Consider the following 14,801-nt stretch of genomic DNA (forward strand, 5'->3'; position numbering starts at 1 on the left):
CGTCTCGACTGGAGTTCAGTCTCGGAGCGGGATCAACCCCAACAGCGGTCGAGGCCCTCCGCGACCGGGATCGACGGGACGCCGTCGACGGGCTTGTCGGTGACGAGGTTGACGCCGGTATTGGTGAAGTCGAGGCCCTCCGAGGTCTTGGGCTTTTCGCCGGTTTCGGCGAATTTGGCGATCGCCTGGATGCCGAGCCGGGCCATGTCGAGGGGATATTGCTGGGACGTCGCCCCGATGACCCCGTCCTGGACGTTCTTGACGCCCGGGCAGCCGCCGTCGACCGAGACGATCAAAACGTCGCCCGCCCGGCCTGCCGACTGCAGCGCCTCGTAGGCGCCGGCCGCCGCGGGCTCGTTGATCGTGTAGACGACGTTGATCTCGGGATCCTGCAGGAGCAGGTTCTCCATCGCCCGCAGGCCGCCTTCCTCGTTGCCCTGGGTGACTTCATGGCCGACGACGCGCGGGTCGGTCTCGTCGCCCCAGCGCTTCTCGTCGCCGGTGTCGATGCCGAAGCCCTCGAGGAAGCCCTGGTCGCGCAGGACGCCGACGGTCGGCTGGCTCTCGTTCAGATCGAGCATGGCGATCTTGGCGTTCTCCGGGTCCTCGACGCTCGCCTTCGCCCAGGCGCCGATCAGCCGGCCGGCTTCGAAGTTGTCGGTCGCGAAGGTGGCGTCGGCGGCATCGACCGGGTCGAGCGGGGTATCGAGCGCGATCACCAGGATCCCGCGGTCGCGGGCGCGCTTCACCACGTCTGTGATGGCCGACGTGTCAGAAGCGGTGATCAGGATGCCCTTCACGCCGTCGGCGATGCAGGTCTCGATGGCGTTGACCTGGCTTTCGTGGTCGCCGTCGACCTTGCCGGCGTAGGACGAGAGCCGGATGCCGAGCTTCTGCGCTTCGGCGGTGGCGCCTTCCTTCATCTTGACGAAGAACGGATTGATGTCCGTCTTGGTGATCAGGCAGGCGCCGACGTCTGCAGCCGAGGCGGGGACGGCGAAGAGGGCGCCGGAAGCCAGCATCGATCCGGCGATGAGAGTGCGGATGGTCACGTGTGATTTCCTCCCGAATCCGTTGGTTGTGCCGGATCTTTCCGGCGCCGCCGGTCGTGCTCCCATCGACCGGACGATCGAAGGGAACACCATGGAATCGCCATTGTCAACAAACATAATTCAGGTAGATTTATATATAAGATTCGTCAGCGATTAGAATGAGTAGTGGCCCGTCGGAAGCCGTGATAGCGTCACAGCCGAGGATTGCGTGCCGATCGATTCGTCCGCTGCTGCGATCGAATGAGCCTGGTGTCTCGGGAGTTTGACGATGGAGTCATCGAGTTCGGAGTTTCTCAAGAAGCGGCGCGACGCGGCCGAAAGCCGCATGCGCGGCTCCAACCAGTCGGGGCTGAGGGCGCACAACAAGCGCGCCGTCCTGTCGCTGATCCGGCGCCACGGCCGACTCGCCAAGGCGGAAATCGCCCGGCGCACCGGCCTGTCGCCGCAGACGGCCTCGGTGATCATGCGCGCGCTCGAGGCCGAGGAACTGGTGCTGCGGGATCAGCCGCAGCGCGGCCGGGTGGGGCAGCCGTCGATCCCCATGCGGCTCAATCCGGACGGGGCGTTCTCGCTGGGCCTGAAGATCGGCCGGCGCTCCGTCGACCTCGTCCTGATGGATTTCACCGGCCGGATCAGGGGGCACGAGCGGGTGCCTTATCCGTTCCCGCGGGTGCGCGAGGTGCTCGATTTCGTCGCCGTCGCCGAGCCGCGGCTGCGGGCGCTGTTGCCGGCCAAGCTCGAACGGCGGATCACCGGACTGGGCGTCGCACTGCCTTACGAGCTCTGGTCGTGGGCCGACGAGATCGGCGCACCGCCGGCGGTGATGGAAGAGTGGCGCGACCTCGACGTGCAGTCGACCCTGGCGGTTGCGACGGATCTCGCCGTCGACGTCGCCAACGACGCGACGGCGGCCTGCGCGGCGGAAAACGTCTTCGGCGCCGGTCGCTCGGCCGATTTCGTCTATTTCTTCGTCGGCGCCTTCGTCGGCGGCGGCATCGTGATGAATGGCGATCTCGTCTCGGGCCGGCTGGACAATGCCGGCGCCATCGGCTCGATGCCCGTGCCGCGCGAGGAGGGTGGGACGGCCCAGCTCATCAACTTCGCCTCCCTGCACCTGCTCGAAAAGGCCTATGAGGCCGAGGGCGGCGACGCGCTGGCGCTCTGGCGCGGCAAGGTGTCCTGGGACAGCTTCGGCCCGCTGCTCGATCGATGGCTCGACAAGGCGGCCTACGGCCTCGCCCATGCGATCGTTTCGGCGACCTCGGTCTACGATTTCGAGGCCGCGGTGATCGACGGCCGTTTCCCCGGCAACGTGCGCCAGCGACTGGTCGAGCGGACCGAGGCGGCGATGCAACGGATCAACCGGCAGGGCCTTTCACCCGTCGCCGTGCGGGCCGGAACCATCGGCGCCGACGCCCGCGAGATCGGCTCGGCCAGCCTGCCCTTCTTCGCCCACTATCTGCTCGACCACGGCGTGTTTCTCACCGACCCCGACTGAGGCGTTCGCGGATCGTGCCGAAGGGCGCGGACGGCGTCCGGTCTCGCCGGCTCCATCGCCGTGATGTCCGGCAAGGAAATCCCGGCGTGTTCTCATCGAGCGTGCGATCCGCGTTTCGATCGTCGAATCAATCCTCTATGTGCGCGGACGCAAAGTGCCCGTTTCTGCGGCAGGGTTCGATAGTGCCCAAGCCGTTGCCATTCGAAAGATTGATGCTACCGTAAGCGGAATTGATGGATTGCAACAGCGGGCGTCGGCTCGCCACCTGGAGTGGCAAGATGGCAGCTGAAATCTTCCTCGTCGCCTACGACGGCCTCGACCGAAACCCCGTCGACTATGCCGCCACGCGGGCGAAGGCGAACGGCGCCGCGCTCTGTCTCGTCCATGTCCTGCAGTGGTCGCCTTATGCGTTCCTGACGCCGGAGGAGCTGGAGGAGCGCAAGATGCGCCGCCGCCAGGAACTGGAGCGGGCAAAGACCGCACTCGTCGATCCGGTCGTCGCGGAACTGCAGGCGGCCGGGCTCCCGATCGAGAGCGAGATCCGCTTCGGCTCGCCCACCGCCGTCATCCTCGAGGTCGCGGCGGAGAAGGGCGCCTGCCAGATCTTCGTCGGCCGCTCGTCGAAGTCGGGGATCGAGAACAAGATCTTCGGCAGCGTCACTCTCGGCCTCGCCCAGGCGGCGACGATCCCGACGGTGATCGTGCCATGAGCACCGGGCGTGGCGAACGCGAGCGATCGTCGCGCCTTTCGGATCGCCTCCACATCCATACGCCCTCCCGTCCATCATCGAGGTGTCAGCCCATGCGCGTGTCCGGCCCGCTGCTTTCTTTCTTCGTGCCGCTGTTCTTCGCCGGCCCGGCCCTGGCGCAGGAAGCCGCCGAGGAGGGGAGCGGCACGGCGTCGGTCGACGCATGGGTCGACAGCATCGTCGGGCCGGTGACGACGCCCTTCGTTGACTTCGTCTTCGCCCAGATCCCCGGGACCGATCTGCCGTGGATCGTGCTCTGGCTGATCACCGCGGCGGCGATCTTCACGGTCTATTTCGGCTTCGTCCAGTTTCGCATGGTCCCCCATGCGATCCAGCTGGTGCGCGGCCACTACACGTCGCCCGATGCGGCCGGCGAAGTAACGCATTTCCAGGCGCTGGCGACGGCCGTTTCCGGCACGGTCGGGCTCGGCAACATCGCGGGCGTCGCGGTCGCCGTGTCGGTCGGCGGGCCGGGCGCGACCTTCTGGATGATCCTGTCCGGTCTTCTCGGCATGGCCTCGAAATTCACCGAGTGCACCCTCGGCGTCAAATACCGCACCGAATACGAGGACGGGCGGGTGTCGGGCGGGCCGATGCACTATCTGAAGAAAGGCATGGCGGAGATCGGCCACACCACCCTCGGCAAGGTGCTGGCCGTCTGCTTCGCGGTCTGCTGCGTTCTCGCTTCCTGGGGCGGCGGCAACATGTTCCAGGCCAATCAGGCCCATTCCCAGCTCGTCGTCATCACCGGCGGCGACGCCAGCTTCCTCGCCGATCGCGGCTGGATCACCGGCCTCGTCATGGCCGTCGTCGTCTTCCTCGTCATCGTCGGCGGCATCAAGTCGATCGCCCGGGTGACGGAGAAGCTCGTCCCGTTCATGGGCGTCCTCTATCTCGGCGCGGCGCTCGTCGTCATCATCGCCAACATCGACCAGCTGGGCGCCGCCTTCGCGGAGATCTTCGAGGGCGCCTTCACCGGCCTCGGCGTCGCCGGCGGCCTGATCGGTGCGCTGATCCAGGGGCTCAGGCGCGCGACCTTCTCCAACGAGGCCGGCATCGGCTCGGCCGCGATCGCCCATTCGGCGGTGCAGACCAGGCATCCGGTGACCGAGGGCTTCGTCTCGATGCTGGAGCCGTTCATCGATACCGTGATAATCTGCACCGCGACGGCCCTCGTCATCACCATCTCGGGCGTCCTCCAGCAGGACCCGGCGACGGGGCTCTACGTCTGGGACGAGGCCGCCGGGCAGATCGCCACGGCGAACGATCTTTCCGGCGTCGAGCTGACCTCGGCCGCCTTCGGCAGCAGAATCACCTGGTTCCCTTATGTCCTCGGTCTCGCCGTCGTGCTCTTCGCCTTCTCGACGATGATCTCCTGGTCCTATTACGGCGTGAAGGCGTGGTGCTTCCTGTTCGGCGACAATTTCGTCTCGGAGCTGATCTACAAGCTGCTGTTCTGCCTGTTCGTCATTCTCGGCGCCGCGGTCAGCCTCGGCGCGGTGCTCGACTTCTCCGACGCCTCGCTGTTCGCCATGGGCATCTTCAACATCGTCGGCCTGTATTTCCTGATGCCGATCGTCAAGCGGGAGATGACCAGCTACATCGCCAAGCTGCGCGGCGGCGAGATCCCGAAATACGCCAAGACGGCGAGCGCCGGCGGTTCGGTCGCCTGAGCGTGCTGATCCCGGCGCGAGAAGGCATCGCCGGCGGTGCGCGCTTTTCTCGTGCTCGTCAGGCGCCGCCCTGCCACGTCTTCACCGCCTCGATCGGCCAGAGCAGCATCAGGACGTTGAGAGCGAGATTGTCGCGGATCCAGTAGCCGACGAAAAGCTCCATCCCGATTGCGATCACGACCGTCAGCCAGACCGGCAGGAGCTTGCCGGCGAGCCAGAAGCCGAACGCCATGAAGCCGACGTCGGAGAGGGAGTTGAGGACCGAATCGCCGGCATAGTCGAGCGAGATCGTCGTTTCCCGGTAATGCTGGATCACTGCGTCGGTGTTCTCGACGATCTCCCAGGCGCATTCGACGAGGAGCGCGACGACCAGCCGGGATGCGAAGCCCCAGCGCCGGAGGACGAGCCAGGTCGCGCCGCAGAACAGGAAGCCGTGGATGAGGTGGGAGGGGGAATACCAGTCCGACAGATGCTGGGAGTTCTCCGGGCTGTTCACGGCGCCCCACCAAAGCTTGACCTCGCCGCAAGGACAGATCGGGTTGCGCCCCATGGCGAGAAGGACCGCGGCCGTCGCCGCGACGATGGCGAGGCCGGCGAGAAAATACGGCAGGCGGCGGGACCGGGCGGTCGAGACGTTGGACAAAGAGGCGGCTCCAGACGGGCGAAGGCCCGCCGGGGGCGGGCCTTCGCGTTGCTTAGCTGGCTTGCTTGCGATCGGCAAACCGCCCGGCGGTACCGGCCGAGGGCTGCGCTCAGGGCGCCTCGGTGATCCGGCCGTCGGTATACGGCTCGTAGGGAATGTTGTCCTTGGCGAGATAGTCGGCCAGCACCTCGTCGAGGCCCGGCCCGAAATCGTAGGCGTCGGTCGCCTTCTCGGCAAAGACGGCGTAGCCGTCGCCGCCGGTCCGCATGTAGTTGTTCGAAACGACGAGATAGGTCTCGTCGGGGTCGATCGGCACGGTCTCGTCGTCCCGTTCGACCATCACTTCCTTGATCCGCTCGCCCGGCTTGGCCGATTTCGACCAGGTGAACTGCAGACCCGCCACCTGCGGAAACCGGCCGGCGCCGTCCTCCACCTGGGAGACGCCGTTTTCGAGCGCCGCCTCGATGTCGGCACCCTTGAGTTTGAAGGTCGCCAGCGTGTTCTGGAAGGGCAGGACGGTGAGCACCTCGCCCATGGTGACGGGGCCGGCGTCGATCGAGGCCCTGAGGCCGCCACCGTTGGTGATGGCGATCTGGACGCCCTGATCCTTCACCCGGTCGAGCATCGCATCGGCGACGAGATCGCCCATTTCGCATTCGCCCGCCCGGCAGGAATCGCGCGAACCGTCGATCGGCGCGGTCGTCTCGGCGACGACCTTCTTTCGGATCTCTTCGAGCGGCTTGGCGAGCTCGGCGACCCGTTTCGCGAGGTCCGAATCCTCGGCGATCTTCCCGTCGAGGATCAGCGGCTGGCCGGAGGCGGACTTCACCACGCCGTCGTCGTCGAAGGTCACCGTCAACTCGCCGAGATACTTGCCGTAGGCATAGGCCTGGACGATCGGCACGTCGTGGCCGTCCGGGCCCTTCACCATGGTCGGATAGGGGCCTTCGGCCTTGTCGTCGGTATTGGAGAGGAGAGAGTGGCTGTGGCCGCCGACGATGACGTCGAGGCCCGGCACTTCGGCGGCGATGCGCTGGTCCTCCTTGTAGCCGGAATGGCTGAGGAGGACGATCTTGTCGACGCCCTTATCGGTGAGCGCCTTCACCTCGCGCTTCAGCGCCTCGACCGGATCGGAGAAGGTGATCTGCTTGCCGGGGCTCGACAATTCGCCGGTATCGGCCGGCGCGACGCCGAGGAGGCCGATCTTCTGGCCGTCCTTCTCCACGACGACCGAGGGCTTCACGGATTCGGCGAGCTCGGGTTCCTTCGAGACGTCGGCATTGGCGAGGAGAACCGGAAAGTCGACCGCCTTGATGAAGTCCCGCAAAACCTTCGGGCCATCGTCGAATTCGTGATTGCCGACGGTCATCGCCTCGTAGCCGAGGGCGTTCATCATCTCGGCCGCGGCCTTGCCCTTGTACTGCGTGTAGAACAGCGTGCCCTGGAACTGGTCGCCGCCGTCGAGAAGGATCGGGTTCTTCGCTGCCTGCTTGGCGGCCCCGATCGCGGTGAAGAGCCGCGCCGAGCCGCCGAAGCACTTGTTCTCGGTGACGTCTTCGCCCTCGCAGGTCGAATCGTATTTGTTGATCGGCTCGACCCGGCTGTGGAAGTCGTTGGTGTGGAGGATGGTGAGCGTGTAGTCGGCGAAGGCCGCGTTGGTGCCGAAGGCCAGCAGCGCCATGACGGCGGCCGATCCGAGCAAGTGCTTCATCGTGAACGTCCTTTGGGTAGCATCGACCGGTGGAAGTCTAGCAAGGCGGCGGGGTTCTGCGAAGCCGTCGCGGGGCTTTCGCGGCCATCAGGATAAGCCGTGACTGCGACGTCTGGATAGCGCGTGAAACGGGTGTCGCGGGAGACGCGGTTTTGCGGAGGACGGGCGGCGTTCCCGGCACCTCGAACCCGAGCGGTGCGACCGTGAACTCCCGGTTTCGTTGATTGACTCGTCAATCAACTTTGCTACGTTTGCGGCTATGACCGAGGCCATACGCCAGCATCCGCGCCGCGAGGGCGAGCGCCGTCCCGTCGAGCAGGCGCGCCGCGAAGCCGTCATCGCCGCGACGATCGCTGCGATCGACGAGGTCGGTTCGCTCGACGTCACGGTTGCCGGCATCGCCGCCCGGGCCCGCATCTCGCCGGCCCTGATCCATCACTATTTCGGTTCGAAGGACGACGTGATGATTGCCGCGATGCGCCGTCTGCTGCGGCAATATCGCGGCGAGGTGGCGCGCCGGCTGGCCGTTGCGGAAAGCCCGCGCCAACGCGTCACGGCCGTGGTGGAGGGCAGTTTCGCGCCCAGCCAGTTCAGCCGGGAAAGCGTCTCCGCCTGGCTGGTGTTCTATCTCTATGCCCGGCGCTCGGGGGAGGCGGCGCGGCTTCTGAGGATCTATTTCCGCCGGCTCGAGACCAATCTCGTTTCTGCGCTGAGACCACTCGTCGGCATGCCGCGTGCGGCCCGCATCGCCGCCGCGGCCGGGGCGATGATCGACGGCGTCTGGCTGCGCCAGGCGCTCACCCCTCTCACCCGGCCCGATCCCCGAGGCGCCGCCGAAATGGTCGAGCGCTTCATCGACGCGGAGCTCAAGCAATGAAGACTATCGACGAAGCCGACTACGTCATCGTCGGCTCCGGCTCGGCCGGCTCGGCTCTTGCCTATCGCCTCTCCGAAAACGGCCGCTACCAGGTGCTGGTGCTGGAGGCCGGCGGCACCGATGCCGGGCCGTTCATCCAGATGCCGGGCGCCCTGTCCTTTCCGATGAACATGCGCCGCTACGACTGGGGCTATGCAGCCGAGCCGGAGAAGACGCTCGCGGGGCGCCGGCTGGTGACGCCGCGCGGCCGGGTCATCGGCGGATCCTCCTCGATCAACGGCATGGTCTATGTCCGCGGCCACGCGCTCGACTACGAGCATTGGGCGGCGAGCGGCGCGGCCGGCTGGGCCTATGCCGACGTGCTTCCCTATTTCAAGCGCATGGAGAACTTCCACGGCGGGGCGGGGCGGGGCGTCGATCCGAAGTGGCGCGGCACGTCGGGCCCGCTGCACGTCAAGAACGGCGACATGCAGAACCCGCTCTACGAGGCCTTCGTCGAGGCCGGCAAAGAGGCCGGCTATCCGGAGACCCAGGATTACAATGCCGAGCGCCAGGAAGGCTTCGGCCCGATGCAGCAGACGATCTGGCAGGGGCGGCGCTGGTCGGCCGCCAACGCCTATCTGCGCGACGCGCTGAAGCGCGACAATTGCCGGCTGGTCCAGGCCCATGCGCTGCGGGTCGACATCGACGGCAGGACGGGCCGGGCGAGGGGCGTCGTCGTCGGCTCGGGCAAGCGCGCCTCGGGCGTCATCGCGGCGCGGCGCGAGGTGGTGCTGGCCGCCGGTTCGATCAACTCGCCGATGCTGTTGATGCATTCCGGCGTCGGCGATCCGGCGCAACTGCGCCGCCACGGCATCGACGTCGTGGCGCCGCGCTCCGGCGTCGGCCGGAACCTGCAGGATCACCTGGAACTCTACATCCAGGAGAGCTGTATCCAGCCGATCACCCTCAACGGCTATCTCGGGCTGTTCTCGAAAGGCCGGATCGGCCTCGAATGGATGATGCTCCACACCGGCCACGGCTCCACCAATCACTTCGAGGCCGCCGCCTTCATCCGCTCGGACGCCGGCATCGAATATCCGGACATCCAGTATCACTTCTTGCCCGGCGCGATCCGCTACGACGGCAAGTCTGCTGCGCCCGGCCACGGCTATCAGGCTCATGTCGGGCCGATGCGCTCGAAATCGCGCGGCGAGATCCGTCTCAGGAGTTCCGATCCGACGGACCACCCGTCGATCCGCTTCAACTACATGTCCCATCCGGACGACTGGAAGGAGTTCCGCACGGCCATCCGGCTGACGCGGGAGATCTACGGCCAGAAAGCCTTCGCCCCCTATCGCGGCCCGGAGATCCAGCCGGGCGCCGATGCGGTCACCGACGCCGATCTCGATCGTTTCGTCGCCGAGCATGCCGAGAGCGCCTATCATCCCTGCGGGACCGCCCGCATCGGCGCCGCCGACGATCCTCTGGCGGTGGTCGACCCCGAGTGCCGGGTGATCGGCGTCGAGGGCCTGCGCCTCGCCGATTCGTCTATCTTCCCGCGCATCACCAACGGCAACCTCAACGGCCCGTCGATCATGGTCGGCGAGAAGGCGGCCGACCACATCCTCGGGGAAGGCATGCTGGCGCCGGAGCCGGAGGCGAAACCCTGGATCAATCCGGATTGGCGGACAAGCCAACGCTGATGGCGGCGCGGCCGATGCCGGCTTCAGGCAACGGATTGTCGGCGGAGGAGATCGAGATCGTCTTTCGCCGCCTCTCAGAGCGCATGCCCGGCCGGACGCCGACCGCCAAGGGGCCGAAAGATCAGCCGAATCCCTTCCGCTCGCTGGTCTCGTGCCTGCTCTCGGCCCAGAGCCGAGACGTGAACACCGCCGCCGCGACGACCGCGCTGTTCGCTCTCGCGACGACGCCCGAAGCGATGCTCGACCTTCCCGAAGACGCCATCGCCGCCGCCATCAAGCCCTGCGGCCTCTACAATGTGAAGGCAAAGAACATTCGCCGTCTCTGCCGTTTCCTTATCGACGATCTCGGCGGTGTGGTGCCGCGGACGCGCGAGGGGCTGATGCGGCTTCCGGGGATCGGCCGCAAATGCGCCGACATCGTTCTCAGCTTCACGTTCGGCGAGGACGTGATCGCGGTCGACACCCATGTCGACAGGGTGTCGAACCGCATCGGCCTGACGGTGGCGAGCACCGCCGACGAGACGGCACGCCAGCTCGAAGATCGGGCGCCGCGCTGGGCACGGTGCGACGGGCATTTCTGGCTGATCCAGTTCGGCAAGAGCGTCTGCGTGGCGCGCCGGCCGAAATGCGAGACGTGCTTCGTGAACGACCACTGCCGGTACTTTGCCGCAACCGGGTGAAGCCGGGCGCGTCGCCGCGATAAGGGTGCTCTCGATGCATAGAGGCCGGCGCGCGTTTGCGCACCGGCCTCTATGCATACGAAGGACGTTTAGACGGTCAGGCAGCCAGCGGCAGCACGGCCTCGATTTCAGCGGGTTCGAAAGGCTTTGCGATCTGCGGAACGGTGTCCATCTCGCTGGGAATGGCTTCCGTCGTCGCGGAGACGAAGCAGAACGGAACGTTCGAGTGCATCAGCATCCGGGCGAGCGGCAGCGAGGTCGAGCCATCGCGCCCGAGCTGCAGATCGAGCAGGGCGAAGTCGATGTCGCCGCCCGATTCCGCAACGTAGCGCAAGGCATCGGCGAGCGTTGCTGCCACGACGACGTTGCTCGTCTGGCAAGCGCACACGATCTCCTCGAGATCGACGGCGATGATCGGTTCGTCTTCCAGAATGAGTATGGTCATGAGTTTGCCCTTCCTTCGCCAACCAATGTTCGGCGTCCGCTTTGGTTGCGTTGCTGGAAAGAGAATCCCGACAATCCAATGGAACATGGTTACAGTTTGGTAAGGTCGATCCGGCGGCGTCGAGGGCTGCGAAAAGTCGGCGCCATCGCAGGCATCGCAGGGCCTCGAACCCTGTGGGCAAAATCGGACGGCGCCGGCCTCGGGGCGTGATCGGGACCGGCGCCGTCTCTCCGGCGGTGGTGGCGAGACGGCACGGCCTCTGGTCGAGGCCGTCCCCCGATCGTCACCAGCGCAAGCTGAAGTCGAACTTTACTGCATGCTCGGAAAGATGCGCACGTTGCTCCGTCTCGTAACGCAGTCCCGCCGATAGCTGGTCGCTGAAGGCGATTTCCGCGCCGGCGGAAGCGAGGAGGGCGTTCGCCCCGATGTCGGCGCCGGCGCTCTCGAAGCCGGCGCCCAGCAGCGTTGCGCTCTGGGAATCGGCGATGTCGAGGAAGTCGCCGCGATAGGCGAGCGAGACGGTGGGCTTCAGCGTCACGCCGTTCAGCAGGTATGATTGCTGCCAGGCGAGCCCCGCCGTGACGTAACCTTCCTCGAAGGTCTTGGCCGCCAGATCGAGGCCGAAGGCGCCGTCTTCCGAGACCGAACCGCGCCGGAAGCCGCGATAGCCGACGCCGACGCTCGGCAGGAAGGTGCCGACCTCGCTCGCCAGCGGCAGGCCGAGACTGACCTCGGCGAAGCCGCCATTGCCGTCGGGCGACGCGTTTTTGCCGGAGAGCAGGGTCGAGCGGACGAGATCCGCCTCGACATGGCCGAAGCCGAGGGAGCCACGCAGGACGAAGGCGTCCAGCCTGGCCGAGCCGTAGAGGGCCGCCTGATAGGCGTCGAGATCCGCGGAACCGTGGTCGTCGTCGAGATCCGTGCGGGTGTAGGAGAGGGCACCGCCGAGCCAGACGGATTCGAGACCCGCGAACGTGCTGCCGAGTTCGCCTTCGGCGCCGAGGACGAAGCCGCCGGTCTTGGCCTCGTAGCCCTCGCCGGCGTCGTCGACGTCGACCGAGGAGCCGATCACCGCACTCCAGAAGGGGTCCGCGGTCGCGCCGTCCTTGGCGAACTGGCCGTCCCGCTGGTGATGGCCGATCGTATCGGCGAAACGGCCGATCGAGCGCAGGCTCTCCTGTCCGGCATCGACGTAGATCGTCCCGGCGCTGGCATCGAGGCCGGCGGCGAGCTGGTCGGCGCTCGCCAGATAGACCGGGTCGAGAAGGGCCGCGACGTCGTCGCTCGGACGCACGCCCGCCGTCGGGCGTAGCGACTGCAGGGCGCCGCCGATGGCCCGGGCGGCCTCGCTTTCGGAAAGCCCGAGCGCGGCGAGATCGCGGTAGTCGCTCGGCGTCGCGACGAGTGCGATCGACTGCGAGCCGTAGACGACGTCGAAGCGCGAGCCGGTGAGAAGGCCGGCAGTCGGCTGCTCGATGCCGTCGAACGACCCGGCCACCTGCCCGTCGGAGGCGAGGACGATCGAATAGGGCATGCCGAGGGGCGGCGTGTAGGCGTTGGTGGCCGGCGCCGAGATGCCCCGCAGCGTCGGCGCGAGGATGCCGTCGGCGGTGAAGGTCGAGCCATTGCCGAGGAGGACGAGCCGGTCGTAATTGCCCGCGCCGTTGCCCGTGCCCGCGCCGTCGACCTCGATTTCCGTCCGCGCCGTCGGGGTGAGGGTGACGTTGCCGGCGACGGTGAGGGTGCCGGGCGAGTTGCCGGGCGCGAGCGTTCCGGCGACCGTCACGTCGCTTGCGATGAGGCCGGTCCCGCCGAGCGTGCCGTTCGCGCCGACCTCGGTGCCGGCGGTCTGGTAGTAGCCGTCGATCTGGAACGTGCCGTCCTCGACCGAGGTCTGTCCGGCGAAGGCGACGGCCGCCTCCCGCCCGACCGCCAGCGTTCCGTCGCCCGCCTTGACCATGCCGCCAGCCGACGCGAAGTCGAACAGCCACTCGTGGTCGAAGGGAATGTCGGTGACGTAGTCGTCGGTCGAGTTCGGATCGATGCCGATGGGACCGGACAAGGCGCGGTCGAGCCGCAGCAGGCCCTGGCCGTAGACCACGTCGACGCCGGCCTCGCCGAGATCCTCGGCGGTCTGGAACATGATGTCGACGAGCTTGCCGGGGGCGAAGTGCGGATAGGCCTCGATCAGGATCGCCAGCGCGCCGGCGACGTGGGGCGCCGCCATCGAGGTGCCCTGGTAGATGTCGTAGCCGGCACCGGGTTCGATTTCCTGGGTCTCCGCGACGTCCACGGGGACGGTCGAGAAAATGCCGCGCAACGACCGGAAATTGTCGGCGTCGAAATAGGTGTCTCCGCCCGGTGCCGCAAGGCACCAGTCGGCCGTGACGCCGCACCGGTTGGAATAGCTGGCGATCTGCTTCGCCGCGTCGACCGCGACCACGACGACCACCCGGCCGAGGGCTTCGCCCGTGTCGGCTTCGCGGGCTGCCAGGGCTTCCGGCGTCAGATCGGAAAAGTCGGTATTCTCGTCGCCGCCCTCGTAGATGAGATCGCCGTTGTCGTTGCGCGCATCGGCGGTGTCGGGCGAAACGAAGGGCAGGAGGCCGATGCCCGACGGATTCGATGCGGCGACCGGAGCCTCTCCGTATTCGTTTCCGGCAGCCGAGACCCAGATCTTGCCGGCCTCGACGAAGCGGCGGACCGCTTCGCCGTCCTGAAGGTCGTTGCTGATGTCGGACGTGACGGCGCCCGCCGCGACGAACGGTCCGAAGGACCCGTTCGCGACCCGGACGTCGGCCTGAGTGGCGAGATAATCGATCGCGGTGGCCGATGCCGACGGCATGCCTTCCCGCACATCGCAGCGACCACCATCGAGGAACTGCGGGCCGCAATAATTGAGCGCGCCGAACGTCAGAGGCTCACCGTTGATCATGATCGGCTCGCCGTCTGGCGTCGTGACGACCCCGCCTGTCGCGATCGCTCCGATGCCCAGAAGATTGGCGCCGGGCGCAACGCCGACCATGCCGAAGCCGTTGTGACCGGCGCCGATGATGCCGGTGACGTGGGTTCCATGCCCGTCGACGTCCATCGAACCGTTGACGGCAAGCTGGTCGAACATGGCGGCGACGGAGGCCGGGTCGAAGCTTCCGTCGGGAAGGCGCGTCAGTGTCAGGTGCTTGTTGACCCAGAACAGGTCGCTGTAGGATCGGGGATCGACCCTGCCTTCGAATTCCGGATGGGTCATCCCGTCGGGCCTGACGTCGATACCGGTGTCGACGATGCCGACGGTCACCCCGGCTCCCGTGAGCCCGAGCTCGTCGGCCTTGTCGGCACCGATCATCCTCCAGCCGAAATTGCGATCCTCTTCCGACACGTCCTCGATCGGCACCCAGCCGTCGCCGCCCGGGGGCAACGGCTCGTCCGTCGCCTCGGCCCTGTCGACATAGGTGCGGCGCGCGAGTTCCAGGCCGGCCTGCGACGCCCGCTCGAGCTTGGTCGTCAGGGAAGGGGCCTGCGCCCGCGCGGCATCGAGGAGCCGTGCCGACCGCCAGGGGGTCAGCCGCGTGTTCTCGATCACCGACGCGACGAGCGAGCGGTCGCCGTGATTCGCCGCTTCTGCCAACGCTCTTTCGATGGCGGCGCCGTCGTCCGCTTGGACGTCGAGATTCACCGCCGAGAGCGGCTGGGCGGCGACGGAGCAGACCATGTTCGGCGCGACGAGCGCTGTCGTTGCAGCGAGTACCGTGCGAAGGACGGTGCCACAGAGAATTTCGACACGCATGAAA

The 14,801-nt window shown here is 67.0% G+C and carries 11 protein-coding genes; 6 read left to right on the forward strand and 5 right to left on the reverse strand.

Annotated elements, in window-relative coordinates:
- Positions 1-32: 32 nt before the first annotated feature.
- Complete coding sequence (locus LZD57_RS15065; RefSeq protein ID WP_233720361.1) at positions 33-1,022, reverse strand: sugar ABC transporter substrate-binding protein; 990 nt, start codon at positions 1,020-1,022, stop codon at positions 33-35.
- A 298-nt stretch (positions 1,023-1,320) separates the two neighbouring features.
- On the opposite strand from LZD57_RS15065, the gene LZD57_RS15070 reads away from it, so the two are divergent.
- The 3 genes from LZD57_RS15070 to LZD57_RS15080 all read left to right on the forward strand — a co-directional run bounded on the left by LZD57_RS15070 (position 1,321) and on the right by LZD57_RS15080 (position 4,972).
- Positions 1,321-2,550, forward strand: a complete 1,230-nt coding sequence (locus LZD57_RS15070; protein ID WP_233720303.1) for an ROK family transcriptional regulator — start codon at positions 1,321-1,323, stop codon at positions 2,548-2,550.
- 278 nt (positions 2,551-2,828) lie between these two features.
- Positions 2,829-3,260, forward strand: coding sequence for a universal stress protein (locus LZD57_RS15075; RefSeq protein ID WP_233720304.1), 432 nt, complete (start codon positions 2,829-2,831; stop codon positions 3,258-3,260).
- Between the two features lie 92 nt (positions 3,261-3,352).
- The gene (locus LZD57_RS15080; RefSeq protein WP_233720305.1) at positions 3,353-4,972 is read left to right on the forward strand and encodes an alanine/glycine:cation symporter family protein; all 1,620 of its coding nucleotides are present in this window, start codon (positions 3,353-3,355) and stop codon (positions 4,970-4,972) included.
- Positions 4,973-5,030: 58 nt separating this feature from the next.
- On the opposite strand, the gene LZD57_RS15085 is transcribed toward LZD57_RS15080, so the two are convergent.
- Positions 5,031-5,615: a DUF2585 domain-containing protein gene (locus LZD57_RS15085; protein ID WP_233720306.1), complete on the reverse strand. Its 585-nt coding sequence runs from the start codon at positions 5,613-5,615 to the stop codon at positions 5,031-5,033.
- 109 nt (positions 5,616-5,724) lie between these two features.
- Complete coding sequence (locus LZD57_RS15090) at positions 5,725-7,326, reverse strand: bifunctional metallophosphatase/5'-nucleotidase (protein ID WP_233720307.1); 1,602 nt, start codon at positions 7,324-7,326, stop codon at positions 5,725-5,727.
- A gap of 259 nt (positions 7,327-7,585) precedes the next feature.
- Between LZD57_RS15090 and betI the strand changes: the two genes are divergently transcribed.
- The 3 genes from betI to LZD57_RS15105 are packed head-to-tail and all read left to right on the forward strand — an operon-like array spanning position 7,586 to position 10,568.
- On the forward strand, positions 7,586-8,203 hold the full coding sequence (gene betI, locus LZD57_RS15095; protein WP_233720308.1) for a transcriptional regulator BetI: 618 nt from the start codon (positions 7,586-7,588) through the stop codon (positions 8,201-8,203).
- Positions 8,200-9,888: a choline dehydrogenase gene (gene betA, locus LZD57_RS15100; RefSeq protein ID WP_233720309.1), complete on the forward strand. Its 1,689-nt coding sequence runs from the start codon at positions 8,200-8,202 to the stop codon at positions 9,886-9,888. Before betI ends, betA begins: the two co-directional genes overlap by 4 nt.
- Positions 9,867-10,568, forward strand: coding sequence for an endonuclease III domain-containing protein (locus LZD57_RS15105; protein ID WP_233720310.1), 702 nt, complete (start codon positions 9,867-9,869; stop codon positions 10,566-10,568). Before betA ends, LZD57_RS15105 begins: the two co-directional genes overlap by 22 nt.
- A gap of 97 nt (positions 10,569-10,665) precedes the next feature.
- Here LZD57_RS15105 and LZD57_RS15110 read toward each other — a convergent pair whose 3' ends face one another.
- Both LZD57_RS15110 and LZD57_RS15115 read right to left on the reverse strand, forming a co-directional pair.
- The gene (locus tag LZD57_RS15110) at positions 10,666-11,100 is read right to left on the reverse strand and encodes a response regulator (protein WP_233720311.1); all 435 of its coding nucleotides are present in this window, start codon (positions 11,098-11,100) and stop codon (positions 10,666-10,668) included.
- A gap of 196 nt (positions 11,101-11,296) precedes the next feature.
- Complete coding sequence (locus LZD57_RS15115; RefSeq protein WP_233720312.1) at positions 11,297-14,797, reverse strand: S8 family serine peptidase; 3,501 nt, start codon at positions 14,795-14,797, stop codon at positions 11,297-11,299.
- Between the last annotated feature and the right edge of the window lie 4 nt (positions 14,798-14,801).

The organism is Jiella avicenniae, from assembly GCF_021390325.1.
GTDB lineage: Bacteria > Pseudomonadota > Alphaproteobacteria > Rhizobiales > Rhizobiaceae > Jiella > Jiella avicenniae.